The organism is Idiomarina aquatica (genome assembly GCF_004362895.1).
Taxonomy (GTDB): domain Bacteria; phylum Pseudomonadota; class Gammaproteobacteria; order Enterobacterales; family Alteromonadaceae; genus Idiomarina.
This window is the reverse complement of the sequence record NZ_SNXI01000001.1, coordinates 264735-284654: the sequence shown is the minus strand read 5'-3', so window position 1 is coordinate 284654 and position 19920 is coordinate 264735. Positions and strand designations below refer to the sequence as shown.

General features: G+C 49.4%; 17 protein-coding genes. 13 read left to right on the top strand and 4 right to left on the bottom strand.

Annotation, left to right across the window (positions count from 1 at the left end; genetic code table 11):
• Positions 1 to 19 precede the first annotated feature (19 nt).
• On the top strand, positions 20 to 1288 hold the full coding sequence (locus DEU29_RS01445; protein ID WP_371827786.1) for an ISL3 family transposase: 1269 nt from the start codon (positions 20 to 22) through the stop codon (positions 1286 to 1288).
• Here the strand turns inward: DEU29_RS01445 and DEU29_RS14040 are convergent.
• The gene (locus DEU29_RS14040) at positions 1257 to 2009 is read right to left on the bottom strand and encodes a hypothetical protein (protein WP_208107590.1); all 753 of its coding nucleotides are present in this window, start codon (positions 2007 to 2009) and stop codon (positions 1257 to 1259) included. The two genes, DEU29_RS01445 and DEU29_RS14040, sit on opposite strands and share 32 nt — an antisense overlap.
• 334 nt (positions 2010 to 2343) lie before the next feature.
• Between DEU29_RS14040 and DEU29_RS01435 the strand changes: the two genes are divergently transcribed.
• Both DEU29_RS01435 and DEU29_RS01430 read left to right on the top strand, forming a co-directional pair.
• Positions 2344 to 2715, top strand: coding sequence for a GNAT family N-acetyltransferase (locus tag DEU29_RS01435; RefSeq protein ID WP_133538452.1), 372 nt, complete (start codon positions 2344 to 2346; stop codon positions 2713 to 2715).
• A 153-nt stretch (positions 2716 to 2868) separates the two neighbouring features.
• A complete protein-coding gene (locus DEU29_RS01430; RefSeq protein WP_243734411.1) occupies positions 2869 to 3294 on the top strand; it encodes a nitroreductase family protein in 426 nt (141 codons plus the stop codon).
• Between the two features lie 50 nt (positions 3295 to 3344).
• On the opposite strand, the gene asnS is transcribed toward DEU29_RS01430, so the two are convergent.
• Complete coding sequence (asnS, locus tag DEU29_RS01425; protein WP_133538450.1) at positions 3345 to 4745, bottom strand: asparagine--tRNA ligase; 1401 nt, start codon at positions 4743 to 4745, stop codon at positions 3345 to 3347.
• A gap of 114 nt (positions 4746 to 4859) precedes the next feature.
• Between asnS and DEU29_RS01420 the strand changes: the two genes are divergently transcribed.
• Positions 4860 to 5219: a hypothetical protein gene (locus DEU29_RS01420; RefSeq protein ID WP_133538448.1), complete on the top strand. Its 360-nt coding sequence runs from the start codon at positions 4860 to 4862 to the stop codon at positions 5217 to 5219.
• Positions 5220 to 5228: 9 nt separating this feature from the next.
• Here DEU29_RS01420 and bioA read toward each other — a convergent pair whose 3' ends face one another.
• Complete coding sequence (gene bioA, locus DEU29_RS01415; protein WP_133538446.1) at positions 5229 to 6533, bottom strand: adenosylmethionine--8-amino-7-oxononanoate transaminase; 1305 nt, start codon at positions 6531 to 6533, stop codon at positions 5229 to 5231.
• Positions 6534 to 6689: 156 nt separating this feature from the next.
• On the opposite strand from bioA, the gene bioB reads away from it, so the two are divergent.
• The 7 genes from bioB to DEU29_RS01380 all read left to right on the top strand — a co-directional run bounded on the left by bioB (position 6690) and on the right by DEU29_RS01380 (position 13536).
• Positions 6690 to 7727, top strand: coding sequence for a biotin synthase BioB (gene bioB, locus DEU29_RS01410; protein WP_133538444.1), 1038 nt, complete (start codon positions 6690 to 6692; stop codon positions 7725 to 7727).
• Positions 7687 to 8811, top strand: coding sequence for an aminotransferase class I/II-fold pyridoxal phosphate-dependent enzyme (locus DEU29_RS01405; RefSeq protein WP_133538442.1), 1125 nt, complete (start codon positions 7687 to 7689; stop codon positions 8809 to 8811). Before bioB ends, DEU29_RS01405 begins: the two co-directional genes overlap by 41 nt.
• The gene (locus DEU29_RS01400) at positions 8808 to 9602 is read left to right on the top strand and encodes a methyltransferase domain-containing protein (RefSeq protein WP_133538440.1); all 795 of its coding nucleotides are present in this window, start codon (positions 8808 to 8810) and stop codon (positions 9600 to 9602) included. Before DEU29_RS01405 ends, DEU29_RS01400 begins: the two co-directional genes overlap by 4 nt.
• Positions 9603 to 9623: 21 nt before the next feature.
• Positions 9624 to 10301, top strand: coding sequence for a dethiobiotin synthase (gene bioD / locus DEU29_RS01395; protein WP_133538438.1), 678 nt, complete (start codon positions 9624 to 9626; stop codon positions 10299 to 10301).
• A 65-nt stretch (positions 10302 to 10366) separates the two neighbouring features.
• Positions 10367 to 11245: a protease HtpX gene (htpX, locus tag DEU29_RS01390; RefSeq protein ID WP_133538436.1), complete on the top strand. Its 879-nt coding sequence runs from the start codon at positions 10367 to 10369 to the stop codon at positions 11243 to 11245.
• 96 nt (positions 11246 to 11341) lie between these two features.
• Complete coding sequence (locus DEU29_RS01385) at positions 11342 to 12700, top strand: class II 3-deoxy-7-phosphoheptulonate synthase (protein ID WP_133538434.1); 1359 nt, start codon at positions 11342 to 11344, stop codon at positions 12698 to 12700.
• Positions 12701 to 12738: 38 nt separating this feature from the next.
• Positions 12739 to 13536 carry a DUF1338 domain-containing protein gene (locus DEU29_RS01380; RefSeq protein WP_133538432.1) on the top strand — a complete coding sequence of 266 codons (798 nt, stop codon included), beginning with the start codon at positions 12739 to 12741 and terminating at the stop codon, positions 13534 to 13536.
• A gap of 22 nt (positions 13537 to 13558) precedes the next feature.
• Here DEU29_RS01380 and ppsR read toward each other — a convergent pair whose 3' ends face one another.
• Positions 13559 to 14368: a posphoenolpyruvate synthetase regulatory kinase/phosphorylase PpsR gene (ppsR, locus tag DEU29_RS01375; protein WP_133538570.1), complete on the bottom strand. Its 810-nt coding sequence runs from the start codon at positions 14366 to 14368 to the stop codon at positions 13559 to 13561.
• A gap of 111 nt (positions 14369 to 14479) precedes the next feature.
• On the opposite strand from ppsR, the gene ppsA reads away from it, so the two are divergent.
• Together ppsA and ydiJ are read left to right on the top strand one after the other, a co-directional pair.
• Positions 14480 to 16846, top strand: a complete 2367-nt coding sequence (ppsA, locus tag DEU29_RS01370) for a phosphoenolpyruvate synthase (RefSeq protein ID WP_133538430.1) — start codon at positions 14480 to 14482, stop codon at positions 16844 to 16846.
• A gap of 41 nt (positions 16847 to 16887) precedes the next feature.
• Entirely contained in the window at positions 16888 to 19917 is a 3030-nt protein-coding gene (gene ydiJ, locus DEU29_RS01365) for a D-2-hydroxyglutarate dehydrogenase YdiJ (protein ID WP_133538428.1), read from the top strand.
• The last annotated feature ends 3 nt before the right edge of the window (positions 19918 to 19920 follow it).

Sequence of the window (19920 nt, the reverse complement as noted above, 5' to 3'; positions counted from 1 at the left end):
TGTGATCGGTTCTGCCAACATAATCCACTTGTCAACATACCAAGTACTGGACTGCCGACACACCGACGAAGACATGCACTTCCAAGTGGACGCGCCTGATCCAATCGCCTGCGAGGACTGCGGCGTGATGGGTGAGCTCGTGCGGTTCGGTAAGCGTGATGTTCCTTATCGGGATCTGCCCATTCACGGCAAGCGGGTCACCCTTTGGGTGGTCCGCCGTCGGTACACCTGCCGGGCCTGCAAGACCACCTTCAGGCCCCAGCTACCGGAGATGGTGGATGGCTTCCGCATGACGCTGCGGCTGCATGAGTACGTGGAGAAGGAATCCTTCAACCACCCCTACACCTTCGTGGCGGCGCAGACCGGCTTGGACGAGAAGACGGTACGCGATATCTTTAACGCCCGCGTCGAGTTCCTGGGGCGCTGGCACCGCTTCGAGACGCCTCGCATTCTGGGCATCGATGAGCTGTACCTGAACAAGCGCTACCGCTGCATCCTGACCAACATCGAGGAGCGAACCCTGCTCGACCTGCTGGCCACCCGCCGTCAGGACGCGGTGACCAACTACCTGATGAAGCTCAAAGACCGGCAGAAGGTCGAGATCGTCAGCATGGACATGTGGAACCCCTACCGGGCAGCGGTCAAGGCGGTGCTGCCACAGGCCCGCATCGTGGTCGATAAGTTCCATGTGGTGCGTATGGCCAACGATGCGCTGGAGAAGGTGCGCAAGGGCCTCAGAAAGGAGCTGAAGCCCTCACAGAGCCGAACCCTTAAGGGAGACCGGAAAATCCTGCTGAAACGCGCTCACGAAGTCTCAGACCGGGAGCGCCTCATCATGGAGACCTGGACAGGCGCATTCCCGCAACTGCTGGCCGCCTACGAGCACAAGGAGCGCTTCTACGGCATCTGGAATGCTACCACACGGCCCCAGGCAGAAGCCGCCCTGGACGAATGGATAGCCACCATCCCGAAGGGCCAGAAGGAAGTCTGGAGCGATCTGGTCAGGGCGGTGTGTAACTGGCGCGAAGAGATCATGATCTACTTCGAGACGGATATTCCCGTCACCAACGCTTACACGGAGTCCATCAACCGATTGGCCAAGGACAAGAACCGTGAAGGGCGTGGTTATTCCTTTGAGGTGATGCGGGCACGAATGCTCTACACCACGAAGCACAAGAAGAAGGCCCCGACTGCGAAGGTCTCTCCGTTCTACAAGAAAACCATCGGTTACGGACTGCCGGACTTCGCAGAGGAACTCAACTACGGGGTCGATCTATCAACCATCTGAGGGAGGTATCAGGTTGGTGGGGTGAAGGTGCCCCATCAACCATTAAATCCGTATACCCATAATACATACCTGACCACTTTGAGGCCTTTAGGTACCAATTATGCTCTTTAGCCCATGCGGCTCGTTTACCATCAACGATTGCATCAATATAAGGCTCATCAACCAGGATAAACTGCCCGAGAGCAGGATCATACCAATGAGAGGCGTGATCAGATTGAGGCAGTCGGTTGTTATGCTCTCTATCCGGGTAAGCCGCGGTGTGATCCCTGCTCGGTTTTAACCCCGTGGCTTCGATAAACCTTAACACTCTGACCGCTTTACAAATCAGCTCTATTGCTTCGTCTTGTGAGGAGCAAACATCGTCATGGACAAAAAGATCCGGCGTAGCCAGCCTAAACCTTCCCAGCGAATTGGCAATTTTCAATTCATTTTTAGTGGCTAATTCGAGTAAAGGTATTGAAAGCTCAATTTCTAATACTTCTCGACCCGTTTTGCGGCGTTGCCGATCATACCAATAGCTAGTAAAAAATAATGGGTAGCCCGACTTGAGAGTCGATGAGCTTTCGAGCTGGTTACGTGCATGTGCAAAGTTTTCAAAAAAAGCATTTCGAGCAGCAATATCTAATGCTTCGTGATGAGGTACGCTTTTCGCTTTTTTTATTTGCTTGGCAAGACGCTTGATGCCACCAATGGTTGATGGGCGAATAGTTTCGTTCAACATTTTCTATCTCCCGGCTTGTCTACTAGCGTCGCTCGTCAACCGCTCAACAAGCCCGATATAAAATATTGAGCTAATGTGGTAACAGTAAAAATAAAGTAGTGCTTCATAAGCTTTGCAACGACGAGCGGCTGGCTCCTACCAAGAGCAACCTTTTATTTATAAGCCAAAGACAAAGATAATGCAACACGATCTATAGCCAACGTGTTTGTCAGATTAACGAATCAGAGCACGGTTCTTGGGTGATCAGTTCGCTTTATAGTTACTGCGGCAAACCATATGGTATATTCGTTACTAAGTGAATTTTAGCTGTTAACAAAAAATACAGGCTGATTGCATGCAATACATTGTAAAACATCGAGAGTTTTCAGACCTTCACGGTCGCTTTAATGTACAAACTATCAGCGCGCACGGACCATCAATCAGGCTCGGGTACCTAAACTGGACGATTGAAGACGGGGTTATGCACATTGATGATTTATTTATTAATGAAGCTCACCGTCAATACGGAATTGGGAGTGACCTGGTAGAGACTCTGCTTAATCTAGCTGATTTGAAAGGAGTGCATGAGGTCTGTGGGCTTGCTGATAGAGACAACGCCAGACTACGCAAATTTTATGAGCAGTTTGGTTTCCACTTTGATGAAGCTCCCAATAACCATGGACAATTGCCATTTAGATTGCATTTTGTTGACGCCGATGAAAGTTAGATTAGGCCGTATCTACCGCTTTCATCGCAAAGCATCGCAAAGCATCGCAAAGTGTCTTAAAATTCCCGGCTAATTCCATTTGAGATCGACTAATTTCCAAGAACACACCTTATAAAGTATAAACTCTTTAATTAACAATTAATTAAGCTGGATTTGGCGAATTCTGTACAAATCCCGGCTTACCCTCATATTTATCAACAGGCAGCAAGACTTAATAACTTTTCCAGTGAACGGGTCGAGCAGGCCGGACAAATTCCGTTTCGCGCGCCAATGATTATCGCCACTTGTCTACGTTATGTCGATAACGAAAAAGTACCCCGTCATGAACAATATGCGACTGTTGCCTGTGCCACCATGGCAATGCAGCAGGCATGTTTCGCGATGGGACTGGGTGCAATTTGGCGCACCGGCTGGTTGGCTGAAGATGACTATGTGCGGGAACAACTTGGCTGTGGTGTCGATGACGAGGTGGTTGGCTTTTTATATGTTGGCACGCCAGCTGTGCCAACGCCGGTCAAGCCAGAGCAGCAAGCCGAACCGTTTTTTATTAATGGCGCTGATATCGTACGCAGCGAATAGGTACAAAAAAAGCCGGCGTAGTTGCCGGCTTATAGCGAAAACCCGTGCTGTTAGAACTGTGCAGATTTAGGTGCTCGCGGGAACGGAATGACATCACGAATATTTTGCATTCCCGTTACATATGCTACCAGGCGTTCAAAGCCCAGACCAAAGCCGGCATGAGGGACGGTACCATAGCGACGTAAGTCACGGTAAAAGCCGTATTCCTCTTCTGGCAGATCCATTTCGGCAATGCGCTTATCAAGTACGTCCAGGCGCTCCTCACGTGCACTACCGCCAATAATTTCGCCAATACCCGGCGCTAATACGTCCATTGCGGCGACAGTTTTACCGTCTTCATTTTGGCGCATGTAGAACGCTTTAATATCACGCGGGTAGTTCTTCAGAATAATGGGTGCGCCAACGTGTTCCTCGGCCAGGTAACGTTCATGCTCTGACTGCAAGTCAACTCCCCATTCAACCGGGTACTCAAACTTCTTACCACAGTTTTTAAGGATCTCAATAGCGTCGGTGTAATCCATATGCACGAAGTCAGCATCAACCATCTGTTCCATGCGTTTAACCACGTCAGCGTTAATGCGTTGTTCAAAAAATGCCATGTCGTCAGGACGCTCTGCCAATACCGCTTTAAACACGTACTTCAGCATGTCTTCGGCTAAATGAGCGATATCATTGAGGTCGGCAAATGCAAGCTCGGGTTCAACCATCCAGAATTCAGACAGGTGACGGCTGGTATTTGAGTTTTCGGCACGGAAAGTCGGGCCAAAGGTATACACCTTGCTTAACGAGCAAGCATAAGATTCAACGTTCAGCTGCCCTGATACGGTCAAAAACGCTTCTTTGCCGAAAAAGTCCTGACTAAAATCAACCTCACCTTGCTCTGTTTTCGGCACGTTAAGCATGTCTAAGGTTGATACGCGGAACATTTCACCCGCGCCTTCGCAATCAGAGGTAGTGATGATAGGTGTGCTGACCCAAAGATAACCATTTTCATGGAAAAACCGATGAATAGCCTGCGACAGGGTGTTGCGAACCCGCATCACCGCGCCGGTTACATTAGTGCGCGGGCGCAGGTGCGCGTATTCACGCAGATATTCCATGCTGTGACGCTTCGGCGCCATTGGGTAAGTATCCGGATCATCAACCCAGCCATACACTTTTACACCAGTGGCCTGCAGTTCGTAGGACTGGCCTTTACCCTGTGATTCGACCACAACGCCGGTGATAGCAACCGAACAACCGGTTGTTAACTTCAGCACTTCATCAGTGTAATTGGGCAGTTCAGCAGGGACCACCGCCTGAATGGCGTCAAAACATGAACCATCGTGCAGGTTAATAAACGAAATACCTGCTTTTGAGTCGCGGCGGGTGCGCACCCAACCACGAACGGTTACGGTATCATCCACCGCAACTTTGCCTGCTAAAACGTCAACTACAGAAGCGTACGACATGAGCTACTATTCTCCGAAATACGAATTTTATGATACAAATTTGGCGATAAAGGTTGCTATGTTACCGCGCTTTGGCGCAGACTCAAGAACAACCTGATCTTAAAAGGGGCTGATATGCGCGTTGGTAGCTTACAGGAACTCAAACAGCTGTCGTTCTGGAGCCGGGTTTTAGGCTGGCTCTCGATTATCGGCTGGGCTGTTTTTATTGCTGCGCTAATTGTATATCATTACGCACGCCCCGAACATGACACCATTCTAACAGAAATTTTTGGTATTTCAGTACGCCAGCATTGGCATATCACACTGGGCGACTTATTTGTTTTGCTATTAATGCTTGGCCTGTTAATCAGCCTAGTCACCTTTACCATTAATATCGTGTTATTTAGCCAACACCGGCAGCACCTCTGGATTAACACAATGATCCTGATATGCACCTTCCTGGGTGGTTTGGCCATATACTTCTTTGCCTTTTAAATCGGCACGTTAACCATGCACATACGCGCTAATCGCTGTGGTTAACTGCGTTAGTTGCTCAGGCTCAATAATATAAGGTGGCATAATATACAGCAGCTTGCCGAACGGGCGGATCCAAACTCCGTGCGCAATAAATAATTGTTGTGCTTCGGCGACATTAATCGGCTGCCTCATTTCCACCACGCCAATGGCGCCCAACACCCGCACATCAGCGACTTTTTGATGCTGCGCCAGCGGCAGTAACTGCGTTTTTAACTGTGCCTCAATTGCGGCAACCTGAGCCGGCCAGTGATTTTCAGCGACCAGCCGCAATGACTCCGTGGCAACCGCACAGGCGAGTGGGTTGCCCATAAAGGTGGGGCCGTGCATAAGTGCTCCGCCGGCGTTCTCACTGCTGACGCCCTCGGCCACTTCGGTTGTTGTCACCGCCGCCGCTAATGTCATATAGCCACCGGTTAATGCCTTGCCCAAACACATAATATCAGGGCATACATCGGCGTGCTCTGAGGCAAATAATTTACCGGAACGACCAAATCCCGTGGCAATTTCATCACAAATTAACAACACCCCATAGGCATCGCATAGACGGCGTAATTCGCGCAAGTAATTAGGGTGATACATACGCATGCCACCAGCACCTTGCACAACCGGCTCTATGATAACAGCGGCAAGCTGCGTGTGATGTTGCTCAAATGCGTCACGCAAGCTATCGACCGCGTCATCGCGCCAGTCATCCCAATAACTCAACGCCGGGCGCTCGACAAAGCGCTGGTTGCACAATGCATGCTTGAACAAATGATGCATACCGTTTACCGGATCACACACCGACATCGCCGCAAACGTATCGCCGTGGTAACCACCGCGAACCGTCAGTAGCTGATTTTTTTGCGGCAGTTCGTGGCCAACCCAATATTGCAACGCCATTTTAATCGCGACTTCTACACTTACTGACCCCGAGTCAGCAATAAAAACACGATTTAACGGCCCCGGCGTTAATTCAACCAGCTGCTGAGCCAGCGTTACAGCTGGTTCGTGAGTTAAGCCCCCGAACATCACGTGAGCGACTTTATCGATTTGCTGATGGGCAGCAGCGTTCAGGCGAGGATGATTGTAGCCATGAATAGCTGCCCACCAGGACGACATCCCATCGATGAGATATTCTCCGCTGGATAATTCTATTGATACCCCGGCAGCTGATTTTACGTGATAGCAGGGCAGCGGGTGTGTCATTGACGTGTATGGATGCCATATGTGCTGCTGATCAAAGTCCAGTTGTTGTTGCCATAAAGGTTGTGCGCTGTCAGTGGATGTCATAGATTAATATTTAACCATTAGTAAAGTATAAACCCGTCAAATTAATTGACAGTTTACCTGTCTGAATTAGGCTAGTCGATATTTGTGGCGCACTAATGGCGACTCATGGCGCATTAGCGGCAACAACACGCTAGTAATTAACACCCAGGGCAAAATATGACATCAATAAGAACTGATTGGAGTATCGACGAGGTTGTCTCGTTACTTAAAAAACCACTGAATGACTTACTGTTCGAAGCGCAGCAGGTACATCGGCAACACTTTAATCCCAACCATGTACAAGTTAGCACTTTGCTGTCGATAAAAACCGGAGCTTGTCCGGAAGACTGTAAATATTGTCCACAAAGTGCACACTATCATACCGGTCTGGATCGCGAACGACTGATGGAAGTACAAAAAGTGCTCGCCGAAGCCGAAGCAGCAAAACAAAAAGGCGCGAGTCGTTTTTGTATGGGCGCTGCCTGGCGTAATCCTAAAGATCGCGACATGCCTTACTTAATCGAAATGATTCAAGGGGTAAAAGCATTGGGCTTAGAAACCTGTATGACACTGGGCATGCTGAGTGACGCACAGGCTAAGTTGTTACAACAATCGGGTCTCGATTATTACAATCATAACCTGGACACATCGCCGGAATTTTATGGTGACATTATCACCACGCGAACCTACCAGGATCGGCTGCAGACACTAAAAAATGTTCGGGATGCCGGTATGAAAGTGTGCGCTGGCGGCATCGTTGGCATGGGCGAATCGGTTAATGACCGCGCATCCTTGCTGGTACAGCTAGCTAACCTGCCTAAGCACCCTGAAAGTGTACCTATTAATATGCTGGTAAAAGTAAAAGGGACACCCTTTGAACAACTAGAAGATTTAGACCCAATAGAATTTGTGCGCACTATTGCTGTCGCTCGAATTTTAATGCCGCAATCGCATGTCCGTTTGTCGGCAGGTCGCGAGGATATGAGTGACGAAATGCAGGCAATGTGCTTTTTTGCTGGTGCAAACTCAATATTTTATGGCGAAAAGCTGCTGACCACGGCTAATCCGCAGGCGGATAAGGACTTACGTTTATTTCAGCGCCTGGGCATTGAACCTGAACCCCATCAAGGCTACGACGACGAAGTTCATAGTGCCGTTATCGAAGACGCCATACATGAACAGCAGCAACCGGCACGGTTTTATGACGCGTCTTGACGAGCGGCGTGAATCGTCACGTTTCCGTCGTCGTCAAACGCGTACAGCGACTGCCATAGAACAACAATTTGCCAGTAATGACTACCTCTCGTTAAGTCAGCATCCGCACGTGCTAAAAGCAGCTAAGGATGCGCTGGATCGTTGGGGGTTCGGTAGTGGCGGTTCGCCATTGTTAAGCGGTTACAGCAACGCACACCGTGAGCTGGAAGAAGCGCTGGCCGAGTGGCTGGATGTCGAGGCTGTGGTGCTGTTTAACAGCGGCTTTGCTGCTAACCATGGCACCATCAGCACACTCATTCAGACCGGGACTATTTACTTTGATCGGCTCAGTCATGCCTCGCTGATTGATGGCATACGGTCTACCAAACGACGCTTTAAGCGCTTTGAGCATAATCGTATTGCTGACTTGTCTGCTGAATTGACCCCGACAGCAGAAGACTGGGTTGTTTCTGAAGGTACCTTTAGTATGGATGGCGACCGTATTCCGGAGCAGGAGCTACGCGAACTTCAGCAGCACAGCAAGGTATCTGTTTTGCTGGATGATGCCCATGGCTTGGGCGTTTGGGGCGAGCAGGGGCTGGCAAGTTATGGGGCATTACGCGACAATATCCGTTTGCTGACCGGCACCTTCGGGAAAGCATTTGGCGCCAGTGGGGCGTTTGTTGCCGGCTCAGGCGACGATATTGAAGAGTTAATTCAGTTTTGTCGCGAATACATTTACTCCACTGCGTTTCCGCCCGCGCAAGCAGCTGCAATCCAGGCAGCTCTAACCGTTATCCGTAGCGATGAAGGCGCCGAACTACGAGCTCGGTTAGCGCACAACATTGATAACTTTAAAGGTCAGCTACAACAGCGGCAGTTAAACCTGATTGCATCAGATTCACCCATTCAATCCTGGGTTGTCGGCGATGATCAGCTGGTGATGTTGCTTAAACAACAATTACAGCAGGCTGGCTTTGCTGTTAGTGCAGTGCGCCCGCCGACTGTGCCTGAGGGCAGTGCCCGGATACGCTTTAGCCTGCAAGCGCAACATCAACCTCAGCACATTGACGCGCTGTGCCAACAACTGGATAAGTTGTCATGATGGAGGCTAATAATCTAAGCGCGCAGCGGCGCCACCAAATTGCCCGTCATTTTTCTCGTGCAGCGCATGCCTACACCAGCCACGACGAGATCCAACAGATTCTTGGGCAGCGTTTGATGCAGTATTTATCAGAACCTAGCGGACGCATCGCTGATATTGGTTGTGGTCCGGCGTCTCTGTATCAGCCGTTAAGAGCATTAGGCGATCATTATGTCGGCATTGATGTGGCGACAGAAATGGTCGCGGTTGCACGTCGCAAGTTACAGAGAACGGATACTGTGTTATTAGCCGATGCAGAATCGCTACCATTGCAAACAGCCTGCGTTGACGTCTGTTTTGCCAATATGAGCCTGCAATGGTGCGCAAACCTGATCCAGGCAATAACCGAGATGAAGCGCGTGTTGACACCCCAAGGGCAGGCTGCGTTTAACCTGCCTCTTGAGGGAAGCTTTAACGAGTTACAACAAAGTTGGCGGCAACTCGACGATATGCCACATACCCAACCGTTTAAATCACTCAACACGGTATTAAGTCAGATCGAACAGGCAGGCATTACCGGTTATCACTACGCAGTTATCGAACATACTCAGTGGTTTGCCGATTTAAAGTCGCTGATGCGCAGCATTAAGGGCGTCGGCGCTAACTTCGTTGGCCGCGATAATAATCCGGGCTTAATGACGCCGCGGCGATTCGCACGGCTTTCTGAGAACTACGAGCAATACCGAACAGAAAACGGATTACCATTAACCTGGCAAGTTGGGCAGTTCTATTTTCTAAGTAAAATTAACTAAAAATTAATGTGAATTAACCTTATGAAATCTTTTTTTGTAACCGGAACGGATACTGACGCAGGCAAAACTGTCGCGGCAAAAGCATTATTGGACTATTTTGCCGGGGAACGACTCAGTACCCTGGCAATGAAACCCGTTGCGTCAGGATGCTTTAACCAGCAGGGGCGTTGGGTTAATGACGATGCGTTAGCTTTGCGCGAAGCCATGACAATGGATTGCGATTACTCGTTAACCAATCCTTATTCGTTTGAACAGGCCATCGCACCACATATCGCAGCAACCGAAGAAAATATCGAAATAACCGAGCAGGTGTTAGTCGGGGCTTTTAATGATGTGCGTGCCTTGAAACCCGATGTCGTAGTTATCGAAGGTGCTGGTGGCTGGGAATTACCGCTCTCAGATACCCTGAGCATGCCTGCCTTTGTTAAACAAACCAATGCTGAGGTTGTGCTGGTGGTTGGCCTAAAACTGGGCTGTTTAAACCATGCGGTGATAACAGAACGGGCTATTCGCGCCGACGGTATGCGGGTAGCCGGCTGGGTAGCCGTCGATACGCAGTCTCGTGAAATGCCGTATCGAGAGCAGAATATTGCGACCTTAACTCGCCGCTTGACCTCACCGTGCCTGGGTATTCTGCCATACACGCCTGATTGGCGAGGTCGTGATCTGTCTACCTATATCAATGACTTTTGTCGGTAAATCACTTGTAAACTGAGCGCCAAGAGGGCATATAAGGGTCAGTTAGTTAACTTGATGAGGGTTGTATGCAACGCATCGCATTATTTTTAGCCACTAACCTCGCTATTTTACTGGTGGTTAGTTTTGTCTATAACATTATTAGCCGCGCCACCGGCGTTAGTTTGCAAAATGCCGGTGGATTATTAATTTTTTGTGCCTTGTTTGGTTTTGGTGGCGCCCTGGTGTCGTTATGGATATCTCGTTGGATGGCATTGCGCGCAACGGGCGCCCGTGTCATTGAACAGCCGCGCAACAGCACCGAACAATGGCTATTACAGACCGTAAAACAACAGGCGCAAAGAGCAGGGCTGCCTATGCCTCAAGTCGCTATTTATGCGTCACCTGAACCTAATGCATTTGCTACCGGACGGAGTAAAAAGCAGTCGCTGGTTGCGGTTTCGACCGGATTGATGGACGCCATGAGTCAGGAAGAAGTCGAGGCTGTATTGGCTCACGAGGTTAGCCATATTGCTAATGGTGACATGATTACGATGACGCTGATCCAGGGCGTGGTAAACACCTTTGTGATGTTCTTTGCCCGAATTATAGCGTCGATCATTAACAATGCGCTGCGCGGCAATAATCAACAGGGCGGGGGCCTGGGTCTATTTGCTTATTACGGCGTAGTGATGGTGTTAGAGGTAATATTCGGCATCTTTGCCAGCATTATTGTTATGTGGTTCTCGCGGCAGCGCGAATTTCGTGCCGATGCGGGCTCTGCGTCATTAGTCGGACCACAAAAAATGATTGCAGCGCTGGAGCGACTAAAACGTGCTCAGGAGTCGAAATTAGAGGGTTCGATGCTAGCCTTCGGCATTAACGACAAGCGTAGCGGTTTCAGTAAACTGTTTATGTCACACCCGCCATTGGATGAACGTATCCATGCGTTGCGTCAGCGCCGTTAATTAATTGCTAAGAAAAACCGGGGATGGCGTTGCTTTTAGCGACTATCCCCGTTAGATTTGAGTGTTCCTAATCATTCAACATCTGGGTATGCAGTTATGAGCCAGTGGCATGCACGTAGTTGGCGCGATAAGCCCATCCAACAACAACCGAATTACACCGATCCTGAACAACTTAAACTGGTTGAACAGGAACTCGGCCAATACCCGCCGTTAGTTTTTGCCGAAGAAATACGGGCCTTACGTTCGCAACTTACCGACGTTTGCCATGGCAACGGCTTTTTACTTCAGGGCGGTGATTGCGCCGAGTCATTCAGTGACTTCAATGCGCCGAAGATCCGTGACACCTTCAAAGTTATTTTGCAAATGGCGATTGTCATGACCTTTGCCGGCAACTGCCCGGTAACCAAGGTCGCGCGTATGGCGGGGCAATATGCTAAGCCACGCTCAAGCGACATAGAAACCATCAATGATGTCAGTCTGCCAAGTTACCGTGGCGATATTATTAACGGTATTGATTTTACCGACGCCGCGCGGCAACCGGATCCGCAAAGGATGTTAAAGGCTTACCACCATTCGGCGGCAACGCTTAATTTGCTGCGGGCATTTGCGCAAGGTGGTTTAGCTAACCTGCACAAAGTGCATAAATGGAACCTTGGCTTTTTGGCAGCTAATCCGCTAAAAGACCGCTACCAACAGATTGCCGAACAAATCCAGTCGGCTCTGCAGTTTATGGAAGTGCTGGGTATTAATGCAGACAATAATGCGACCCTGCATGAAACGCAGCTGTTCACCTCACACGAAGCGTTGCTACTGCCTTATGAACAAGCACTGACGCGTACTGACACGTTAACGGGGTTACCTTACGATTGTTCAGCTCACATGATCTGGATTGGCGAGCGCACCCGTCAACTTGACCACGCGCATGTAGAGTTTATGCGGGGCATTCACAACCCCATCGGCGTTAAGGTTGGGCCAACGATGCCGGAAGACGAGCTTATTCAGTTACTGGATGTGCTTAACCCGGATAATGAAGCGGGTCGTATCACCTTAATCTCGAGAATGGGCGCTGATAACCTGGCTAAGAACCTGCCTAAATTGGCACGTCGGGTTAAAGCGGAAGGGCGGCACGTGGTGTGGTCCAGCGATCCGATGCACGGCAATACCACTAAGGCTGACAACGGCTTAAAGACCCGTAATTTCGACGCCATCCATAAAGAGCTACGTCAATTCTTTGCCGTACACCAGGCAGAGGGAACCTATGCCGGCGGTATTCACTTAGAAATGACCGGCGAAGACGTTACTGAGTGTACTGGTGGCGCGTATCAGATAAGCGAAGCTGATTTATCCAGCCGTTACCGCACGCAATGCGACCCAAGACTTAATGCTGATCAAGTGTTAGAATTGGCGTTTTTGGTGGCTGAGTCATTACGTTCAGCGCGTAACGGACACGGCTAACATTTTCTCATTACTATGCAGTAAAGGATTTTATTGTCATGTCTCAGCAAGTTGAGCAGTTATTTGAGCGTTTATGGCAAGATTACATTTCGCGTACGCCATCAGCACCTAAGGTTCACGACGTATTAGGTAAAGGTCACGACATTGTTAATGACCACGTGGCGTTTCGTACTTTTGATATCGCCCCGGTGCGCTTAGAAGCACTGGCCGAGCACTTTTTAGCGCTAGGTTACAAAGAAGGCGGTGATTATCATTTTGAAGCGAAAAAATTACGCGCTAAACACTTCGAGCACGATGATCCGACGCTACCGAAGGTGTTTATCAGCGAATTAATGACGGAAGAGTTTAGTGATTCGCTGCAACAGAAAGTTAAGGCGATGGTTGCACAAGTCGACGCAGCTGCGGTTAAAGCTGATAACTTCCTGTATTCCGGCACACACTGGCAGGTTAGCCATGCTGACTACCTTGAGTTGCTGGAAGAAAGCGAGTATGCAGCGTGGATGGCGGCGTTCGGTTTTTGTGCCAACCACTTTACCGTGAGTGTTAATTATTTACCGGGCTTTGATTCGTTAGAGCAGGTCAATGAAACACTTAAACAGTCTGGTTTCACCTTGAATACATCGGGTGGCGAAATCAAAGGTTCGCCCGAAGTTTATCTGGAACAATCGTCAACGATGGCCAATCGTGTGCCGGTTGAATTTGCCGACCAAACTGTAGAGATTCCATCCTGCTTCTATGAGTTTGCAAAGCGTTATGAACTAGAAGACGGTAAACTTTACACGGGCTTTGTTGCCGCCTCTGCCGACAAGATATTTGAAAGCACTAACGCATCCTAACACTTAACTGCAGCGACGTCGGTTAGAACCGGCGTCGCTGCAGGTTTGTTTTAGCCAAGATTTTGGCTGCAATTTCCTCAACTGAAAAGTGCGTCGAATTAATAAACGGAATGGCTTCGCGCCGATAAAGCTTTTCAACTTCCTGCAATTCAAACCGGCATTGTTGCATCGATGCATAGTGACTGCCCTGGCGTCTGCCACTGCGGATTTCATGCAGGCGTTGTACGTTAAGCGTTAACCCAAACAATTTGTGCCGTTGCAATTTTAACTCGCGGGGTAAGTCCAGGTGTTCAAAGTCATCGTCATCAGTGATCGGGTAATTGGCCGCTTTTATACCGTACTGTAGCGCCAAATACAGGCTGGTGGGGGTTTTACCGGTTCGCGACACGCCAACCAAAATAATATCCGCATCATCCAGCTGATTGAGTTTTTTACCATCATCGTTGTCCAATGCGTAATTAATTGCATCAACGCGGAAATTATAATTTTTATGTGCGCCATGCGTACGGTGCGTTTTTGGCTGAGCCTTAACCTGCAGCTGTTGTTCTACTGAACCTTTAAACTGTTCTAAAAAGTCATAACCAATACCGCCGCAATTAACAATTTTGGACTTAAGCTTTTCGTTAACAAAAGTATGAAATATTAGCGGCGGCTCGCCATCGTCGTTAAGCGCCTGTTTGATTTGACGGCAAACATTTTCGGCTTTTTCCTGGGTATCAATAAAAGGCAATGTTTTGTGGTTTAATTCGACCGGAAACATCGATAACAATGCATGACCGAAGGCTTCAGCAGTCAGGGCGGTGCCGTCGGATATATAAAAGGCGGTGCGCATATTTACAGTTCTTATTTTAATAATATCTCCACAGATATTAACTTGTTGACCGCCAAAGTGTAAAATACTGAGCACTTTCACCTCCATCGACACAACTTTGAGGATAGTGACGTGCAAGAATACGTATTGTGGTATCAGCAATTAGGAATGCAGGACGTCAATCGAGTAGGGGGTAAAAACGCCTCCTTAGGCGAAATGATAAGCAACCTGGCCGGCGCCGGCGTCGAAGTGCCCGGCGGATTTGCCACCACCGCAGATGCTTACAACCAGTTCCTGGAGCAAAGCGGTCTGAACGATAAGATTCACGACTTACTTGATAGCCTTGATGTTGACGATGTGAGTGAGCTGGCTAAGGCGGGCCAGAAAATTCGCCAATGGATAATCGACACCCCGTTTCAGCCTGAATTTGAACAAGCCATCAAAGCGGCGTTTTCAGAACTCAGCGAAGACAATGACGAGTTCAGTTTTGCAGTGCGTAGCTCTGCAACAGCCGAAGATATGCCGGACGCATCTTTCGCCGGGCAACAAGAGACCTTCCTGAACGTACGTGGTTTAGATGCTGTAATGGAGGCAATAAAGCACGTATTTGCCTCGCTATTTAACGACCGTGCTATTTCTTACCGGGTTCACCAGGGGTATGACCATCGTGGTGTTGCCCTGTCAGCCGGTGTACAACGGATGGTGCGCAGTGATATCGCGTCTTCAGGTGTGATGTTTACCATCGATACCGAATCTGGCTTCGAAGATGTGGTGTTTGTGACCTCGTCTTATGGCTTAGGCGAAATGGTCGTGCAGGGCGCAGTCAATCCCGACGAATTCTATGTCCACAAGCCTACGTTGGCGGCAGGTCGTCCTGCAGTATTACGCCGTAATATCGGTAGTAAACAGATACAGATGGTGTTCTCTGAAGACCGTGCACACGGTAAACAGACATTGATCGAAGACATTGATCCGGCGAAATCAATGACCTTTTCGGTAGCCGACGACGAAGTTGAAGAGCTCGCTCGCCAGGCAGTTATTATCGAAAAGCATTACGGCCGCCCGATGGATATCGAATGGGCCAAAGACGGTATTGATGGCAAATTGTACATAGTGCAGGCACGCCCGGAAACCGTCCGCTCTAATCAAAAAGGTCAAGCCATTGAGCGCTTTGCATTAAAAGACAAAAGCGACGTTATCTGCGAAGGCCGGGCGATTGGCCAGCGTATCGGTGCAGGAGTTGCTAAAGTGCTTAATGACATTAGCGAAATGGATAAAGTCCAGCCCGGCGATGTGCTCGTCACCGATATGACCGACCCCGACTGGGAACCCATCATGAAGCGGGCTGCCGCTATTGTCACCAATCGTGGTGGACGTACCTGTCACGCAGCTATCATTGCGCGTGAACTGGGTATCCCTGCCGTGGTTGGCTGTGGCAATGCTGACGAGCTTATTAGTAACGGTCGTAAAGTGACTGTCTCGTGTGCAGAAGGCGATACCGGTTATATTTATGATGGCGAATTGGACTATGACGTCACCTCAACCGCGGTAGACAAGATGCCGCCTTTGCCGATGAAGATCATGATGAATGTGGGTAATCCTGACCGAGCCTTCGATTTCGCCAGCTTACCACATGCAGGTATTGGCCTGGCGCGGCTGGAGTTCATCATTAACCGGATGATTGGCGTGCATCCCAAAGCCTTGCTTAATTTTGACGAGCAAAGTGAGGAATTACAGGCTACCATTCGCGGCATGATTGCCGGCTATTCAAGCCCACGTGAATATTATATCGCTAAATTAGCCGAAGGTATTGCAACGCTGGGCGCTGCCTTCTCGCCGGAACGCGTGATCGTACGCATGAGTGATTTTAAATCTAACGAGTACGCTAACTTAATCGGCGGCAGCCAGTACGAGCCTGATGAAGAGAACCCCATGTTAGGCTTCCGTGGTGCTTCGCGTTATATCTCGGAAGAGTTTCGTGATTGCTTTGCGCTGGAGTGTGAGGCGATCAAGCGGGTACGTAACGATATGGGGCTGACCAACGTCGAAATTATGATCCCATTCGTACGTACTTTAGAAGAAGGCCGCAAAGTTATAGAGCTGCTGGAAGAACAGGGGCTAAAACAGGGCGAACAAGGCCTGCGCGTGATTATGATGTGTGAGCTCCCGTCGAACGCTGTTTTGGCTGACGAATTCCTTGATATTTTTGACGGCTTTTCTATTGGCTCTAATGATTTAACCCAATTGACCCTGGGTCTGGACCGCGATTCGGGTGTTATCGCACACTTGTTTGATGAGCGTAACGAAGCGGTTAAACGGTTGTTAGCGATGGCTATTACAACGGCCAAAAAGCGTGGCAAATATGTCGGAATTTGTGGGCAGGGGCCCTCCGACCATCCGGACTTTGCCGCATGGTTAGTCGAGCACGGTATCGACTCAGTATCGCTGAACCCGGATACCGTTGTGGAAACCTGGATGTATCTTGCCGATAACCTGTAATAACGCCTTTTTATACAATAAGTAAGGAGCGGTAAACCAACATGACACAACTCCCTAAACTGGTCGCCGAAAGCGGCCTACCGCAAGTGACGCGCGATTTTTTACGTGAGCTTAGCGACAGCAGTTACAGCGGAGATGTGGATGTGAGTTACTCGGGGCGGCTGATTGCCGCCACCGATAACAGCGTTTACCAACAAATCCCGCAAGGGGTTCTATACCCACGCAGTGCAGCTGACCTAGAGGTTATTTTAAAACTTGCCGGTCAGTCCCAGTATAATGAGATTCAGTTCTCTCCGCGTGGCGGTGGCACCGGCACCAACGGCCAGTCTTTGACACCGGGCTTAGTCGTCGATATGAGTCGGCACATGAACCAGGTGTTAGAAATCGATCCAGAGCAGGGCTGGGTCAGAGTTCAGGCCGGCGTAATAAAAGATCAGCTGAATGATGCCTTGCGTCCGCTGGGGTATTTCTTCTCGCCGGATCTGTCGACCAGTAACCGCGCAACCCTTGGCGGTATGATCAATACTGATGCGTCAGGGCAGGGTTCATTGGTTTATGGTAAAACCAGTGACCATATTTTAGCGTTATCTACCATCCTTGTTGGCGGTGAACGGCTGGATAGCGGTCCGGTTTCGCTACAGCAGGCACAGACCTTAAGCGAACAGGACAATGCTCGTGGGAGACTTTACAGACAGGCGTTAGATACCTGTATTGGTTATCGTGATGAGATTGAAGCCAAGTTCCCGCCATTGAATCGCTTTTTAACCGGCTATGATTTAAAGCACTGTTATGATCCCGAGCATAATACCCTTGATCTGTCGCGGCTAATTGCGGGCTCGGAAGGAACCCTAGGCTTCGTTGCCGAAGCTAAACTTAACATCACCCCAATCCCCAAGTACCGTACCCTGATTAACGTCAAGTACAGTGACTTTCAGGCGGCATTGCGGAATGCGCCTTTTTTAGTGCAGGCAAATGCCACATCGGTCGAAACCATCGACAGTAAAGTGCTGAACCTTGCCCGACAAGATATTATCTGGCACAGCGTTGAACCCTTGCTTACCGATGTCGAAGGCCAGACCATGGATGGTATTAACATGGTCGAATTTGCCAGCACCGACGAGCAGGACAACCAGACTAAAATCGATGCGCTGTGCAAGCGACTTGATCAGTTAATTAAGAGCAAAGATAACCAAGGGGTGATCGGGTATCAAATTTGCGATGACCTTGCCAGCATTCAGACGATTTACGCCATGCGTAAAAAGTCGGTTGGGCTGTTAGGCGCAACCAAGGGACGCCGCAAACCCGTTGCCTTTGCCGAAGACACCGCCGTGCCGCCGGAAAAACTAGCCGACTTCATTATGGAGTTCCGAGCTATTCTGGATGAAGCGCAACTGCATTACGGCATGTTTGGCCATGCTGATGCCGGTGTTCTGCACGTCCGTCCGGCATTAGACTTAACCGAGCCGGAAGACGAAACACTGTTGCGCCAAATTAGCGACAAGGTAGCTGCGTTGACCGAAAAGTATGGCGGTTTAATGTGGGGCGAACATGGTAAAGGCTATCGTTCCGAATATGCACCGGCATTTTTTGGTGAACAACTATTTACCGAGTTACGGAAGATAAAAACTGCCGTTGATCCATACAACCAGTTAAACCCCGGGAAAATTTGTACGCCGCTGCAGGGCGATCATAATTTAGTCTCGGTGGATGCGACTAAGCGTGGCTATTACGATCGTCAAATCCCGGTAACCACCCGCGACAGTTATCGCAACGCCATGGACTGTAATGGTAATGGCTTGTGTTTTAATTACGATGCCGCAGCGGTTATGTGTCCAAGCTACAAAGTTACCGGCGACCGACGTTATTCGCCTAAGGGACGTTCGTCGCTGATGCGGGAGTGGCTGCGCCTTAACAGCAACGCGGGTTATGATGCCACGCAAACAGCGACACCACTGCCGTGGTTTAAGCGCTGGCTAAATAGTTTTAGCAGCGGCGACGATTTTAGCGCCGAAGTTAAGCAGTCGATGGATAAGTGCCTGGCCTGTAAAGCCTGTACTAATCAATGCCCGGTTAGCGTTGATGTGCCTACATTTAAAGCAAGGTTTTTAGAGCACTACTACAGTCGCTACAGTCGCCCGCTTAAGGACAACTTAGTTAAAACGGTCGAAACCACAGCAAAGTGGGGGGCTAAGCTACCGCGTTTTAGTAACCTGTTGGTCAATAACCCGATAACAAAGTCTGTGTTAGCTAACGCGGTAGGTTATGTGGATACGCCCAGTTTTTCTGCTCCCAACCTGAGCAGCCGCTGGTCGAAAGCCGGCTATCTGCAGCTGACGACGGAACAAATTCTTGCAGCAGATGCACAGCAACGCTCAAATTATGTGGTTATCGTACAGGATCCTTTTACCAGTTTTTACGAAGCCGAGGTCGTCGAGGCATTCGCCCATGTGGTTAAGCGCCTGGGCTATACTCCGGTATTATTGCCGTTTAAAGGGCACGGCAAAGCGCAACACGTTAAAGGCTATTTGCAGGCCTTTGAACAAACAGCGCGACGGGTTGCGGAGCAATTATTGCCTTTGCATGAGGCGAGTGTTGATTTGGTTGGCGTTGACAGCTCTACGGCACTGGTATTTCGCGACGAATATCAACAAGTACTGGGCAGTGATGCCGCGCAGTTATGCGTCAAAACGGTAGTAGAGTGGTTTGATGGCAAGCCTTTGTCACCGATGGCAGAAATATCTAACCGAACCTATGGCTTATTGCTGCATTGTACTGAGCAAAGCTTTATTCCTGAGTCCGCAAAACATTGGCAACGGCTATTCAGTGCCTTCGGTTTAAAGCTGGATGTTGTCAGTGTTGGTTGCTGTGGTATGGCCGGGACCTTTGGTCATGAGAAGAATAATCAGCAAGACAGTAAAGCACTGTACAAAATGGGTTGGGAACAAGCTGTCGATGCCTATGGCAATATGGGCATTGTTGCGACAGGTTTTTCCTGCCGTTCGCAAATAAAACGGATGGAAAAAAAGCGGGTGAGACACCCGCTTGAAGTTATTCTTGCCTGCTTGAGTTAATCG